The organism is Duganella sp. CF402, assembly GCF_900109645.1.
GTDB lineage: Bacteria > Pseudomonadota > Gammaproteobacteria > Burkholderiales > Burkholderiaceae_D > Rugamonas.
Genome location: NZ_FOBG01000004.1, coordinates 1 through 14,149, shown reverse-complemented (window position 1 = coordinate 14,149; position 14,149 = coordinate 1). Strand labels below are relative to the sequence as shown.

Here is a 14,149-nt window from a genome sequence, read left to right as displayed (position 1 = left end):
CTAGAAGAATTCCGCCGTATCGTTGGATTCAATGGCTTGCAGCTTGCCGCCGCTGACCAGTTCGTCGTAGTGGCAGACCAGGTTGCGGCCGTGGCTCTTGGCGTAGTACAAGGCCTGGTCGGCATGGCCGAGAATGATCACCGGCGCTTCCAGCGCGCTGATGCTGACAAACCCCACACTCACCGTCACCTTGCCCACTTGCGGGAAGTCATGCGCCGCCACGTTCATGCGGAAGCGTTCGATGATTTTCTTGGCGTTGTCCAGGGTGGCGGAACGCAGCAGCACCACGAATTCCTCGCCGCCGAAGCGGAACACGCGGTCTTGCGCACGGAACGAGGAGGTAAGCAGGTTGGCGATCAGGATCAGCACCTCATCGCCGTATAAATGCCCGAAACGGTCGTTAACGTGCTTGAAATGGTCGACATCCACCACGGCCAGCCACTGCTTTTCTTCCTCGCTGTGGTGGCGGCGCTCCGGTTCGCCCGGCAGGGTGACGGAGTCCTGGTCGGTGCAGGCGGCCAGCATCTTGGCCAGCTGGTCGTCGAAGGTCTTGCGGTTGAGCAGGCCGGTCAGCGAGTCGCGCTCGCTGTAGTCCAGCAAATTCTGGAAGTTGCGGTAGACGCTGACGATGGCCGCGATGACGTGGATGGTTTCGTTGGAATACGGCGTCGGATTGACCACTTCCAGGCAGGTGTCGGCCTTGTCGCCCAGCCAGATCGGCAGCCACAGGGTGTGCTCGTCGGCCTCGTTGGCCAGGTCGGCGCTCGACTCGTGACGGGCGATGCACTGCGCCAGCGCGGGATAAGCCGCGATGGGTTCGCCGGGATGGTTCTGGTAGGACGTGTCGACCATGCGCGCGGCTTCGCCGGCGGTGATCTCGGCGCGCGGCCGGACGAAGATCTTTCCTCGGACGGTGGCCAAGGTCAACACACGGACCCGATCGGCGCGGGCAAGCTCCTGCACCGCCGAAATCACCGAGATGTCGAGCATCGTGTGATCGCGGTGACCGGTCATGTCCACCATGTGTTTCAGTAGGGAGTCCATTTGCCTTTCCAAAGAACAGCTAGGCAGGATAATAGCTTTTTGCAATCGAGGCAATTCATGTGTGCGAAAAAAAACTTCCATTGCCCCAGAATGCGACCTTTTTCCGACATTTGCCTATCGCCTGGCTTAAAAAAGATTCCACGCGGAAAACTTGCGCAACGTCAACTCTTTGAAAACTGGTCTCCGTATAGTAAACGCAATGGCGCGGCAAGTGCGCACCAGAGGTTTTCTTGATGGATTTAACCAAAGGAGAACGACATGCACTCGATGATTGCAGCAGCAAAAGAGTTTGCACGGGATGAGGACGGGATCACGGCCATTGAGTACGGCCTGATCGCTGCGGTGATGGTGGCGGCGGTGACGGCCGCCTTCGCACTGCTGAAGCCGGCGCTGTTCACGGCCTTCACGGACATCGCGGCCAAGATCACCACGCCGTAAGCATTGCACGCGCTTTCCGGCTTCGGCCGGAAAGTTTTTGGGAGAGAGCGTCATGTTCAACGCGATAGAAGTGATCCTGATCTGCCTGGTCGCGCAAGCGGCGCTGACCGATCTGGCGATGCGCAAGATACCGAATGTGCTGATCCTCAGCGGCCTGATGCTGGCGCTGATCCTGCACTTGCTCAGCGGACAGCCGGGAGCCCCGGTGTCGCAGTGGCTGGCCGGCGCCTTCGCCGGCTTTTTTTTATTCCTGCCCTTGTACCTGCTGCGCGGCATGGCCGCCGGCGACGTCAAGCTGATGGCGATGGTGGGCGCGTTTGCCGGGCCGTGGCAGGCGCTGCAGATCGCCGCACTGTCGGTGCTGGTGGGCGGCGTGATCGCGCTGCTGATGCTGTTGATCAGCGGCCGTTGGCGCGACAGTACCCGCAATCTCAAGCTGATCTGCAAACCCTTGTTGCTGCGCCTGCTCGGCGTACCGCTGTTGCCGGTGCCGTTGCCGGCCCAGGCCAGCGTCGGCGGCATTCCCTACGGTGTGGCGATCGCGCTCGGCACGGTGGGTGTTGTCGCGTGGCGGCATCATTGAGCAGTGCTTGCTGCACGTCAATGTCCTCAAAGCATGGCCCGATAAACTTGATTCCATACCGAAACAAGTTTCCTCGTGGAGAATATGATGCTAGCCCTGGAACCGCCGTCCCCCTACACCCAGCTGCTCGACGCCGAGCCGGAAGCGGTGCTGCCGCCGCAACCGAAATCGGTGCGCGACAGCGGCCTGCCGCAGCAACTGATCATCGAGCTGGTCGCCAAGGCGCTCTACCTCGGCGGCAAGAGTCACTTGCCGATACTGACCACCAAACTGCACCTGTCGATCAATGTGCTGCGCGAGGTGCTCGACTTCATGGTGGCCGAACAGGTGGCGGAAGTGGCGTGGCGCGGCGACTCCGACATCGATGTGCAGTACCAGCTCACCAGCGCTGGCAAGCAGCGCGCCAGCGCGTGGCTTGAGCGCTGCCCTTACGCCGGTCCGGCGCCGGTGACGCTCGAAGCCTACCGTGCAATGGTGGAACGCCAGGCCGCGCAAGCGCCGCAGTCCTGCGCCGATGAACTGGCGGCTGAATTCACCGATGATTTCCTGGCGCCGGCGGTGCAGCGCATGCTGGGCGCGGCCATGCACGCCGGCCGCAGCATGCTGCTGCATGGGCCGTCCGGCAGCGGCAAGTCGACGCTGGCGCGCCGTCTTGGCGCGCTGCTGCAAGGACTGGTGGCGGTGCCGCATGCGATTGTGGTGGGCAAGGATATCGTGCAGGTGTACGACCCGGCCGTGCACCGCGCGCCGCTGCCGCGCCAGGCGCGTGCGGCGCAGCAGGCATCCGAGCGGCGCAGCAATGATCCGCGCTGGGTGCTGTGCCAGCGTCCCGTGGTGGCGCTGGATGCGTCGCTCGATGCGGACATGCTGGACCTGCAACTGGATGCTGCCGGCGGTTGCTATCGCGCGCCGCCGCAGCTGAAGGCCAACAACGGCTTGCTGATCGTCGATGATCTCGGACGCCACAATGTGCCGGCCACCGTGCTGCTCAACCGCTTCGCGCAGGCGCAGGAGCAGGAACGCAGCGCGCTGTCGCTGGCGGGCGGCTATCACTTCCAGGCGCCGTGCCGCGTGCGGCTGGTGTTTGTCGCCAGCGCGTCGCCGTCGTCGCTGCTGGACGATGCGGCGCTGCGCCGCGTGGGCTACAAGATTCCGGTTGGCGCGCTGGACGCCGCCAGCTATCGCACGCTGCTGCGCCAGCAGTGCCTGAGCGTGGGCGTGGCGTACGACGATGCGGCGCAGCGCTATCTGGTCGATGAGCTGCATGCGGGCAGCGGGCTGCCGCTGCTGGCGTGCTATCCGCGCGAGATCGTCAGCCGGGTAGCGGATTTTGCCGCGTTCATGGGCGAGGCGGCACGCTTGTCGATTCCGGCGCTGGACCAGGCCTGGATCAGCATGTTTGCCGGCGCCAATGTGGAGCGCGGCTAATATGAAGAACCGTCGCGCACTGTTGATGATGGCGCTGGCCATCGTGTTCGGACTGGCGGCAGTGGCGCTGGCCTCGCGCTGGCTGCTGCGGCAGACGCCCGGCGCTTCCAATAAGATCGTGGTGGCGGCGCAGGATGTCAATCTTGGCCAGCGCCTGACGTCCGAGATGCTCAAGCAGATCGACTGGCCGGCCGACACTTTGCCGCGCGGCGCGCTGCGCGACGGCGGCAAGCTGGTTGGCCGCGTGCTGAAAACCAGCGTGTTGCGCGACGAGCCTTTGAGTGAAGCCAAGCTGGCGCCGGCAGGTACGCTGGGCGGCTTGTCGGCGCTGATCGCCGAAGGCAAGCGTGCCATCACGGTGCGCGTGAACGATGTGGTGGGCGTGGCCGGCTTTGCGCTGCCGGGGAATTTTGTCGACATCATCGTCAACACGCAGTCCAATGATCGGGCGATTTCCAAGATCGTGCTGGAGCGCATACTGGTGCTGGCCGTGGCGCAGGAAGTAGGGCGCGACGAGACCAAGCCGCGTGTGGTCAATGCGGTGACGCTGGAGGTGACACCGGTGCAGGCAGAGAACCTGGATTTGGCGCGCAGCGTGGGCACGCTGTCGCTGGTGTTGCGCAATCAGGTCGATCCGCGTCCCGGCACCACCGACGGCGCCACCAAAGGGACGCTGCTTGGCGTGCACGAAGCGTCGCCGCCAGCCATGCCCGCCGCAGCGCCGCCTGCAGTCACGTCTCCCGCCTCGCCATCCGCGTCCATTCGGGCGCGCGTGCAGGTGGCTGCCGCTACGCCGCGCTTGTGCATCGGCGTTATCTCAGGCGTGCAGCGCACGCAAGAATGCCTGTGAGCGCGGCATGGACACTCGCCACCCCGCCGCGCTCTTGCGCTTTGCCGCGCTCCGCTGCCTGCACCGCTCGCGCGGACTGTCTGCCGCATTGGTGCTGGCGTTGGCCGCGCCGGCATGGGCCGCCGCAACGGCGCCCGCACCGGCGCAGCAGGAAGGCGCGGGGCTGCGCTGCACCGGACAGGCCGCGCAGCCGGGCAGCCTGCAACTGCAACTCGGAAAATCCACACTGATGCGCATGCCCGAAGCGGTGCAGGCCCGTAGTGTCGGCAATCCCGCCGTGCTGCAAGCCATGCTGGTGGCGCCGGATACGCTGTATGTGGTCGGCGTCGACATCGGCAGCAGCAATATGATCGTGCAGGGCCGCAGCGGTTTGTGCAACGTGGTGGAAGTGGTGGTTGGGATCGATCCGGGCGGCTTGCAGCAAGCGCTGGCCGCGCTGATGCCGGAAGAGAAAAACATCCAGGTCAGCGCTGCCGGTGACACGCTGGTCATCAGCGGCACCGTGGCCGATGCGCCCACCGCCGCGCGCGTGCTGGAACTGGCCGCAGCCTTCGTGCGCCGCCCCGCGCAGGCGCTGGAAGCAAGCGGCAAAGCCGGTGCCGGCAACAATGCGGCCATCAGCAACGCTCCGCCAGCCACGCAGGCCGCGCAGGCCAGCGCGCGCATCGTCAACTTCCTCAACATCGGCGCACCACAGCAGGTGATGCTGGAAGTGAAAATCGCTGAAGTCTCCAAGTCCCTGCTGGATCAGCTGGAAGCGGGCGTCACTCTTAACTTCGGCGGCGGCAGCTGGGCCAGCACGCTGTCGTCCAACTTCGTCAGCGGGACCTTGAAAAGCCTGCTCAGCATCGGCAATCGCGGCAAGATCGCCGCCGACCGCCAGGATGCGCTGGTCCGCATCCTGGCCGAACCGACCGTGATGGCCATCAGCGGCCAGGAAGGAAGCTTCCTCGCGGGCGGCCGCATCTTCGTACCGGTCGGGCAGGACAACAACAAGGTCACGCTGGAAGAGAAAGAATTCGGCGTCGGCCTGCGCTTCACGCCGACCGTGCTGGCCGGCGGCCGGATCAACCTGCGGGTGGCGCCGGAAGTATCGGAGATCTCGCGCGAAGGCGTTGGCATCTCAGTGTCGGGCTTCAGCGGCGCCTCGGTCCTGCCGCTGATTACCACGCGTCGCGCATCGACCACCGTAGAACTGTACGACGGCCAGAGCTTCGCCATCGGCGGCCTGATTAAAAACAGCCAGAGCACCAGCATCAACGGCCTGCCCCTCCTCGGCGAACTGCCGGTGCTGGGCGCGCTGTTCCGCAGCACGGACTTCCAGCAGGACCGCACCGAACTGCTGTTCGTCGTCACACCGCATCTGGTGCAGCCGCTACCAGCCAACTACAAACTGCCGACCGACAGCGTCACCACGCCGAGCCGCGCGAGGCTTTTCCTCGGCGGCCAAATGGAAGGCCCCAAGGAGTAATCATGCGTTACCTAGCTATCTTGCTGGCGGGCGTTTTGTCCGCCTGCGCCCAAACCACGCCGCATTGGGATGCCCGCTTCGGCTTCGACACACGCATGGTGCTGGCGCAGCAAATCATGCATCCGGAGGCGGCGCGTAATGCCGACCCGGTGGCTGGCATGGACGGCCGCAGCGCGCGCGCCGCCTACGAGCGCTATCAGAAGGCCGGCGCCGAACAACAGCCAGCCGCCATGAGCAGCGGTGCCAAATGAAAGCGCTCATGATCAGCAAGGATGGCCTGCTGCACGCGGAGATCGCGGCGCAGGGATCGGCGCGCATGCCGGCGGTGCAGCTGGTGGCATCGCGTAAGGGCTTGCGCGATGCGGTCGAACGCCTGCTGCCGGAAGCGCCGGAACTGGTGGTGCTGGACGCCAGCGACATCGCCGACGACGAGGGCGAACTGGTGGACCGCCTGTGCAAGCAGTATCCCGGCGCGTCGTTCATGCTGCTGACGCGCGACCCGCAGCAGGATTTGCTGATCCGCGCCATGCGCGCCGGCATGCGCGAAGTGCTGCCGCTGCCGCTGGTGCATCGCGCCTTCCACGAGGCGATGGACCGCATCGAAGTAGCGGCGGGACTGAGCCCGGTCCGCGAAGGCAAGGTGCTGGCCTTCATCTCCTGCAAAGGCGGCAGCGGCGCGACTTTCTTGTCCACCAACTTCGGCTACGCGCTGGCCGCGCTGGCCGACCGCAAGGTGCTGCTGATCGACCTGCACGGCCAGTTCGGCGACGCCACGCTGTACGTGTCCGACCAGAAGCCGGCCATGACGCTGTCCGATATCTGCGCGCAGATCAGCCGAATGGACGGTGCCTTCCTCGACTCCTGCCTGGTGCACGTGGCCTCCAACTTCGGCGTGCTGGCGGCGGCCGATGATCCCAACCGTACGGTGGACATGAAGCCGGAGCACATGGACACCATACTGCGCGTGGCGCGCCAGCATTACGACTTCGTGGTGCTGGACGTGGGCCGCCAGATCGACGCCATTTCGCTGCGCGCGCTCGACCAGGCCGACACCATTTACCCGGTGCTGCAACTGGCGCTGCCCGATATCCGCGACGGCCGCCGCCTGCTCGATATTTTCCGGTCGCTCGGCTACCCGAACGACCGCACCCGCCTGATCGTCAACCGCTACGAGAAGGGCGGCAAGCTGCGCCTGATGGATCTCGAACAGGCGTTGGGCGCGGACGTGGTGCACACGGTGCCCAACGATTACCTGTCGGCGACCGACTCGGTCAATCAGGGCATACCGGTGCTGCAGCTGTCGCGCAGCAGCGCGGTGGCGCGCAGCCTCGCAGAACTGGTGGAGCTGGTGGCCGCGCGCCGCATCCCGGAAAGCAAAGGACTGTTCGACCGCATCTTCGGCCGCAACGAGGGAGGATGATATGAGCTTACGTGAACGCTTGTCGCTGGCCGACGATGGCCGCAGCAGCAACGGGCCACCGGGACTGGCAGCAGCGGCCTACCTGGACCTGAAGAAGAGCATGCACCAGATTATCCTGGACCGCATCGACCTCGAACGCCTGAAGCGCCTCACGCCGGAGCAGTTCAAGCACGAGCTGGCGCTGCTGGTCCAGCGCATCATCGAGGAAGAACGGATTGTGCTGAACCAGCACGAGCGCCACAATCTGGTGCTCGATATCCAGCACGAGATGTTGGGCTTCGGGCCGCTGGAACCGCTGCTGGCCGATCCCGGCGTGTCGGATATCCTGGTCAACACCGCATCCAAAGTGTATGTCGAACGCGCCGGCAAGCTGGAACTGACCGGCACCACCTTCAACGACAACGCCCACCTGATGAAGATCATCGAGAAGATTGTCTCGCGCGTGGGACGGCGCGTGGATGAATCGAGCCCGATGGTGGATGCGCGGCTGCCGGACGGTTCGCGCGTGAACGCCATCATCCCGCCGCTGGCCATCGATGGACCGATCCTGTCGATACGTCGCTTTGCGGTCAATCCGCTCAGCATGGAAAACCTGCTCGACTACCGCAGCCTGACGCCGCCGATGGTGCAGGTGCTGCAGGCGCTGGGCCAGGCCAAGGTCAATATCCTGATCTCCGGCGGCACCGGCTCCGGCAAGACCACCATGCTGAACGTGCTGTCCGGATTTATCCCGGCGCACGAGCGTATCGTGACCATCGAGGATGCGGCGGAGCTGGCGCTGCGCCAGCCGCACGTGGTACGGCTGGAAACGCGACCTCCGAATATCGAAGGCAAGGGCGAGGTCAATCAACGCTCGCTGGTGCGCAACGCGCTGCGTATGCGGCCTGACCGCATCATCCTCGGCGAGGTGCGCGGGCCGGAAGCGCTGGACATGCTGCAAGCGATGAATACCGGTCACGAAGGCTCGCTCGCCACCATCCACTCCAACACGCCGCGCGACGCCTTGTCACGGCTTGAAAACATGGTGGGCATGGCCGGCGTGAACCTGACGCCGCGCGCGACGCGCCAGCAGATCTGCTCCGCTGTGACGGTGGTGATGCAGGTGTCGCGCCTGACCGACGGCACGCGCAAGCTGGTGAGCCTGCAGGAAGTCACCGGCATGGAAGGGGATGTGATCGCCATGCACGAAATATTCCGCTTCGAGCAGAAGGGCGTGGATGCACACGGCGCGGTACAGGGCCGCTTCTACGCCACCGGCGTGCGCCCGCGTTTTGCCGACCGCCTGCGCATGTTCGGCGTGGCGGTGCCGGATTCGGTGTTCGATCCGGACAAGATCTACGAGTGACGCATCATGGACCTGATTTTCCCTGCCTTCGCCGTGCTGCTGTTTGCCGCCGTGATCCTGATGATCGAAGGTGCGTGGCTGTGGTGGTCCGGCGCGCATGGCGGCGCAGCACGGCGTATCTCGCGACGCTTGCGGATGATGGCCGCCGGCGGCAATGGCGGCAGCGAGCGTGTCGATATTCTCAAGCGCCGTGTCTACAGCCGCGTCCCCGCGCTGGAGAAGCAGTTGCGCCGGATCGAACGTCTGGCGACGCTGGATCGCTTGCTGCTGCAGGGCGGCGTGCGCTGGTCGGTGGCGCAATTCCTCGGTTGCTCGCTGGCGTCGGCGATGGCGGGCTTGTTGCTGCCGCAGATGATGAACATGCCTTTCCTGCCCGGCGCAGGCGTGCTGGCGCTGGCGGCTGCGGCGCCGTGGCTGATGTTGATGCGCACGCGCGCCGCACGCCTGCGCAAGCTGGAACAGCAACTGCCGGAAGCTGCCGATTTCCTCGGCCGCGCGCTGCGCGCCGGCCACTCGTTCGCTAACGTGATGCAGATGGTAGGCGAGGAGATGCCGGAGCCGATCGCCGGCGAGTTCAAGTTCGCCTACGAGGAGATCAACTATGGCGTGCCGATGAACGAGGCTTTGCACAACTTGGCCCTGCGCGTGCCGCTGACAGATTTGCGCTACCTGGTGATCGCGGTGCTGATCCAGCGCGAATCGGGCGGCAACCTGGCCGAGGTATTCGGCAATATCAGCCGCCTGATACGCGCCCGCCTGAAGTTGCTGGCGCAGGTGCGGGTGATGTCGGCCGAGGGCCGCATGTCGGCATGGGTGCTCGGCTTGCTGCCGCTGGGCGTGCTGGCGTTAATGATGTTTTCCAATCCAGACTATGTTCGCGTGCTGTGGACGGACCCTATCGGCGTGCATCTGCTGTGGTACGCGCTGGCGGCGGCAGCTGGCGGCGTGCTGTGGATGCGCAAGCTGATACGCATCCGCGTATGAAAGGAGCGTGACATGAATGGATCGCAGATTGCATTCCTGGCGGTGGTGTTCCTGGTGGCCGCCGGCATGGCGGTGCTGGCGGCGCTGACATTTTCGCCAGTGGCCTTGCGCGAGCGCTTGAACGAGGTGGTGGAGCCGGCCGACGCAGCGCCCGATCCTGCTGCCACGGGATGGGTGGAGAAAGTGGCGCTGGCGGCGCAGCCGTTCTCGCGCCTGTCGCTGCCGGAAGAGGGCTGGGAACGATCGCCGCTGCGCACGCGCTTCATGAATGCCGGCTGGCGCAGCGCATCGGCGCCGCCGCTGTACTTTGCCGCCAAGACGCTGCTGGCTTTGGGCCTGCCCGCTGTCGCCGCGCTGTGCGGCGTGTTCGCGTGGAGTGCGCAGCAAACGGGTTTCATGTACTTTTTGCTGCTGGCGGCCGGCATCGGCTATTACTTGCCGAATGCGGTGCTGGCGCACAAGGCGGCCACGCGCTGTCGCGATATCTTCGAAACTTTCCCCGATGCGCTGGATCTGTTGACGGTATGCGTGGAGGCGGGCCTCAGTCTTGAACGCGCGCTGACCAAGGTGGCGGGAGAGATCCACGTCAAAAGCGTGGCGCTGGCGCAGGAACTGCAACTGGCGCTGATGGAAATGCGCGCCGGCTTTACCAAGGAGCGTGCCTTGCGCAACCTGGCCCTGCGCAGCGGCGTGGAGGATGTGGACACGCTGGTCGCGATGCTGATCCAGTCGGAGCGCTTCGGCACCAGCATGGGTGATTCGCTGCGCATCCATTCCGACAACCTGCGCGGCAAGCGCAGCGTGATGGCGGAGGAAGCCGCCGCCAAGATCGCGCTCAAGCTGCTGTTCCCGCTGATCTTTTGCATTTTCCCGACCTTGATGCTGGTGTTGATCGGCCCTGCCGGTATCCAGATTTATCGCATGATGCAGCTCACTCACTAGGAGGTCATGATGAACAAGCCATTGGCTGCCGCCTGCCTGATGCTGGCTGCCTGCGGCAGCGTGCAGGTAGAACCGCCCGAGGAAGACACCATCACGCCGCTGGAACAAGCCTGCCTTCGCGATCCGCTGGATCCCGCAAAGTGGGAGCAGTTGGCGGCGGCGCTGGCGATTACCGGTGAGCGCGAACGCGCGGCGGCCATGTATTTGCAAGCAGCGTCGCTGCGCGCGCACGATGTGAAGCAGGACTATGCCACGCTCAAGCAGGCAGCGGAATCACACGATGGCGTGCCACGCACGCAGGTGCGCCAGCTTGCACCGGGACTGGTGGAGGTGACGCGCACGCACGTGGCCAACGCAGTTGCCGCCAGCGTCGCCGGCGCCGCCATCGTGCGGCTGGAAATCAGCAACGGCAACGGCGTCACCGGCGCCGCCGCGCGGCTGGCCCGCTCGCTCGATATGGATGGCGTGAAGACCGTGCGGCTGTCGAATGTGCGGCCGTTCGTGGAGCCGGAAAGCCGCATCGAATATCAACGTGAACAGCAGAAGATGGCGCAGGCATTGGGGCGCCGCCTGAACCTGCCGCTGCAGCCGGCGCGCGGCGCCACCGCCTACGCCGACCTGCGCATCGTGCTAGGCCACGACGTGCGCTACCTCAAATAAAAAAACGTCCGGAAGGAGTGGCCTCCTTCTGGACGTCAAAAACACACCCATGTGTTTCCTGTGCCCGGCCACGCAGGCCGGCGCATTCCTTACTGCCAGCTGATGCTGCCCATGCCGCGTGCGCTGGCGTTGCGATTGGCTGGATTGCCGTACACCTTGGCCGAACCCATGCCCGTCAGTTTCAGATTGGCGCTGCTCTTGGCATACACCGTAGCGCTACCGAGGCCGCTCATGTTGAGGTCGAGGTTGTCGGCGCGCAGCTGCTGCGCATCCAGGCTACCGACCCCGCCCAGGCTGGCGTGTAACTGTTTGGTCTGGCCTGACATTTCGATGCGGCCAGCACCATTCAGATGCAGATCGACGTTGTCGCTGCTGCCGTTGTTGACGGTCATGCCGCCAACGCCGCCCAGGCGCACGTCGAGATTGCGATACTGCGCGTCGACCTTGACGGAGCCTGCGCCGTCCAAAGCCAGGCGCAGATTGTCGCCGTTAAATCCGCTCACTTCGGTGGCGCCGACGCCGCTGGAGGTCAGCTGGCGCAGGTTCGGCAGCGTCAGCTCGGCGCGCAGTTCGCGCTTGTTACCGAAGTGGATGTTGTTCATTTTCTCGGTGCCGATGTGCAGCGATTCGCCGCTCTGCTCGACCACCACTTTCTTCAGCGCGTCCGGCTCGCCGTAGATGATCAGCGAGGCAGTCGCGCCTTGCTTCACCTTCAGGCTGATGACGCCATCGAGTTCGATCTTGACGGCGCGCGCATCGACGCTGCGGTTCTCGCTGATCACATCGGCGGCCAGTGCGGCGTGTGCGCCGCTACCCAGGACCGCCGCCAGCATCGCAGCTTTCATCATCTTTTTCATCATGCGCTCCATCGTGATCGTTTGAATTACAGGGCTGCTTTTTCAGCGGCGGTCAGGCGTTTTGCGGTGACCGTCACGGTCGGCAGCACGCTGGCTTCGGCTTTCACTGCGACCACGGCTGCAGCTGGCTCGTTGACGGCAGCGGTGGCGAAGGTGGTGGCGCTAGCGATGACAACTGCTGCGACGAAGATGGCTTCCATGTTTTTTGCGATGTTCATTTTGTGCTCCTTGTGGGTGGTTAGTTCGTTGCGTTGAGTGAACTATAGACAAGGGCTATCCGTCCATCCACCGGGATGTGACGAACTGCAAAAAACGGGGGACAGAATGCGGATTAGGGGTTTAGAGCTGTGCCGCACAGCGCCTGTTCGCTGCTGGCGTAGACCTGCGACAGCCAGGCCGAGACGGTTTTAAAGCGCGCGATTGAACCGGCGTCGCGATGGCTGAGCAGCCAGATATCGCGCTGTACTTCAACCGTGTCACCGATGTGCTGCAAGCCTTCCTGCGTGCCCATGATGCAGGGCAGGAGCGCCATGCCGACGCCGGCGCGGCAGGCGCGCACCATCGTGCTCAGGCTGTTCACCTTGAGCACTTTGCGCGGTGCGGGCTCCATTGCGGCCAGCCATTGCATTTCGCCGGTGCCGCTGAGCGAGTCGTCGTAGGCGATCCAAGGCTGCGTGCCCCAGCAGCCGCGCGGCGTGTCGGCGAACTTGGCGTGGCCGTAGACGGCGAAACCGAGATCGCCCAGCTTGCGCATCACCAGCGCCGCATCCTCGCTCGGCTTGCCGAGGCGCAGCGCGAAGTCGGCTTCGCGGCGGGTGAAGGACAGGTTCTGGTTTTCCGCCTGCAGCGTCAGTTGCAGATGGGGGTGCTGGGCCAGCAGGGCCGGCACGTGGTCCAGCAGCCAGTAGTCGAACAGGAAATCGATGGAAGTGATGTTGACCGGGCCGGCGGTGGCGTCGGCCTCCTGCGAGGACGCTTGCAGCATGCTCTGCACATTGCCGTACACCGCCTCGCCGTGCTCGACGAAGACCTGGCCGGCGTCGGTCAGCTGGTAGCCGGTGTTGTCGCGGATGAACAGGCGCAGCTTGAGCGCCTTCTCGGCGGCGGCAATGCGGCGGCTGATGGTGGAGGCGTCCACGCCCAACTGGCGACCGGTGGCGCTCATGCTGCCGCTACGGGCCAGCGCGAGGATCAGGGGGATGTCGTTCCAGTCGAAGTCGTTGCTTGTCGCCATGTCGGGGGTCTGCGTTTTTGCAAAGAGGCCTTGCAGAGTTGTCTGTTCCGCAAATGTTTTGCGAGGTCTAAGATTCATTCCATCGCTGCTGCAGAACGAAGCGACTGTAGCACAGCACTGAATATCCATACATCGACTAAAAGGAAGAAAATCATGAACACTAGCTCCACCATCACCACCCGCGACGGCGTTGAAATCTACAACAAAGACTGGGGCCCACGCGCCGGCCAACCGGTGATCCTGAGCCACGGCTGGCCGTTGAGCTCGGATAGCTGGGAGTCGGCTGCGTTCTTCCTGGCGAACAACGGCTTCCGCGTCATCACCCACGACCGTCGCGGCCACGGCCGTTCGAGCCAGCCTTGGGACGGCAACGACATGGACCACTACGCCGACGACCTGGCGCAGCTGATCGAAGCGCTGGATCTGAAAAACATCATCCTGGCCGGCTTCTCCACCGGCGGCGGCGAGGTGGCGCGCTACGTGGGCCGCTACGGCACCAAGCGCATCGCCAAGCTGGGCCTGATTTCGGCGGTGCCACCGCTGATGCTGAAAACCGCCGACAATCCGGACGGCTTGCCGCTGGAAGTGTTTGACGGCATCCGCGCCGGCCAGCTCAAGGATCGCGGCCAGCTGTACCTGGATATCGCCTCGGGCCCGTTCTACAACTACAATCGCGCCGGCGCCAAGCCTTCGCAAGGCATCATCCAGGCGTGGTACGCGCAGGGCATGCAGGGCGGCTTTAAAAACACCTACGACTCGATCAAAGCGTTCTCGGAAACCGACTTCCGCGACGACCTGAAAAAGTTCGACAAGCCGACCCTGGTGATCCACGGCGACGACGACCAGATCGTGCCGATCAAAGCCGCCGGCATCGCCTCGGCCAACATCGTGAA

The 14,149-nt window shown here is 64.4% G+C and carries 16 protein-coding genes; 12 read left to right on the top strand and 4 right to left on the bottom strand.

Annotated features, from left to right (window positions below; genetic code table 11):
* Window positions 1-1,044 (bottom strand): diguanylate cyclase, encoded by a 1,044-nt coding sequence (locus tag BMZ70_RS24410; RefSeq protein WP_092280425.1) that lies wholly within the window; start codon window positions 1,042-1,044, stop codon window positions 1-3.
* 258 nt (window positions 1,045-1,302) lie between these two features.
* Between BMZ70_RS24410 and BMZ70_RS24405 the strand changes: the two genes are divergently transcribed.
* From BMZ70_RS24405 to BMZ70_RS24355, 11 genes are all read left to right on the top strand, one after another.
* Window positions 1,303-1,482: a Flp family type IVb pilin gene (locus BMZ70_RS24405; protein ID WP_092280423.1), complete on the top strand. Its 180-nt coding sequence runs from the start codon at window positions 1,303-1,305 to the stop codon at window positions 1,480-1,482.
* A gap of 52 nt (window positions 1,483-1,534) precedes the next feature.
* Window positions 1,535-2,065: an A24 family peptidase gene (locus BMZ70_RS24400; protein WP_092280421.1), complete on the top strand. Its 531-nt coding sequence runs from the start codon at window positions 1,535-1,537 to the stop codon at window positions 2,063-2,065.
* 84 nt (window positions 2,066-2,149) lie between these two features.
* Window positions 2,150-3,493, top strand: a complete 1,344-nt coding sequence (locus tag BMZ70_RS24395) for an ATP-binding protein (RefSeq protein WP_229205575.1) — start codon at window positions 2,150-2,152, stop codon at window positions 3,491-3,493.
* 1 nt (window position 3,494) lies between these two features.
* Window positions 3,495-4,343 carry a Flp pilus assembly protein CpaB gene (cpaB, locus tag BMZ70_RS24390; protein ID WP_092280419.1) on the top strand — a complete coding sequence of 283 codons (849 nt, stop codon included), beginning with the start codon at window positions 3,495-3,497 and terminating at the stop codon, window positions 4,341-4,343.
* Between the two features lie 7 nt (window positions 4,344-4,350).
* Entirely contained in the window at window positions 4,351-5,814 is a 1,464-nt protein-coding gene (locus BMZ70_RS24385; protein WP_092280417.1) for a type II and III secretion system protein family protein, read from the top strand.
* Between the two features lie 2 nt (window positions 5,815-5,816).
* Window positions 5,817-6,065: a hypothetical protein gene (locus BMZ70_RS24380; RefSeq protein WP_092280415.1), complete on the top strand. Its 249-nt coding sequence runs from the start codon at window positions 5,817-5,819 to the stop codon at window positions 6,063-6,065.
* Window positions 6,062-7,234: a CpaE/TadZ family protein gene (locus BMZ70_RS24375; RefSeq protein WP_092280413.1), complete on the top strand. Its 1,173-nt coding sequence runs from the start codon at window positions 6,062-6,064 to the stop codon at window positions 7,232-7,234. Before BMZ70_RS24380 ends, BMZ70_RS24375 begins: the two co-directional genes overlap by 4 nt.
* Before the next feature lies 1 nt (window position 7,235).
* Window positions 7,236-8,579: a TadA family conjugal transfer-associated ATPase gene (locus BMZ70_RS24370; protein WP_092280411.1), complete on the top strand. Its 1,344-nt coding sequence runs from the start codon at window positions 7,236-7,238 to the stop codon at window positions 8,577-8,579.
* 6 nt (window positions 8,580-8,585) lie between these two features.
* The gene (locus BMZ70_RS24365; protein WP_092280409.1) at window positions 8,586-9,563 is read left to right on the top strand and encodes a type II secretion system F family protein; all 978 of its coding nucleotides are present in this window, start codon (window positions 8,586-8,588) and stop codon (window positions 9,561-9,563) included.
* Between the two features lie 12 nt (window positions 9,564-9,575).
* Window positions 9,576-10,505, top strand: a complete 930-nt coding sequence (locus BMZ70_RS24360; RefSeq protein ID WP_092280407.1) for a type II secretion system F family protein — start codon at window positions 9,576-9,578, stop codon at window positions 10,503-10,505.
* A 6-nt stretch (window positions 10,506-10,511) separates the two neighbouring features.
* Window positions 10,512-11,165 carry a LytR C-terminal domain-containing protein gene (locus BMZ70_RS24355; RefSeq protein ID WP_092280405.1) on the top strand — a complete coding sequence of 218 codons (654 nt, stop codon included), beginning with the start codon at window positions 10,512-10,514 and terminating at the stop codon, window positions 11,163-11,165.
* An 89-nt stretch (window positions 11,166-11,254) separates the two neighbouring features.
* Here the strand turns inward: BMZ70_RS24355 and BMZ70_RS24350 are convergent, their stop codons facing one another.
* From BMZ70_RS24350 to BMZ70_RS24340, 3 genes are all read right to left on the bottom strand, one after another.
* Window positions 11,255-12,025: a head GIN domain-containing protein gene (locus BMZ70_RS24350; protein WP_229205574.1), complete on the bottom strand. Its 771-nt coding sequence runs from the start codon at window positions 12,023-12,025 to the stop codon at window positions 11,255-11,257.
* A 23-nt stretch (window positions 12,026-12,048) separates the two neighbouring features.
* Entirely contained in the window at window positions 12,049-12,240 is a 192-nt protein-coding gene (locus BMZ70_RS24345) for a hypothetical protein (RefSeq protein ID WP_092280403.1), read from the bottom strand.
* Window positions 12,241-12,353: 113 nt separating this feature from the next.
* Complete coding sequence (locus BMZ70_RS24340; RefSeq protein WP_092280401.1) at window positions 12,354-13,256, bottom strand: LysR family transcriptional regulator; 903 nt, start codon at window positions 13,254-13,256, stop codon at window positions 12,354-12,356.
* Window positions 13,257-13,409: 153 nt separating this feature from the next.
* On the opposite strand from BMZ70_RS24340, the gene BMZ70_RS24335 reads away from it, so the two are divergent.
* Window positions 13,410-14,149 (top strand): alpha/beta fold hydrolase (locus BMZ70_RS24335; RefSeq protein ID WP_092280399.1); only part of this gene is annotated, 740 nt, incomplete at its 3' end.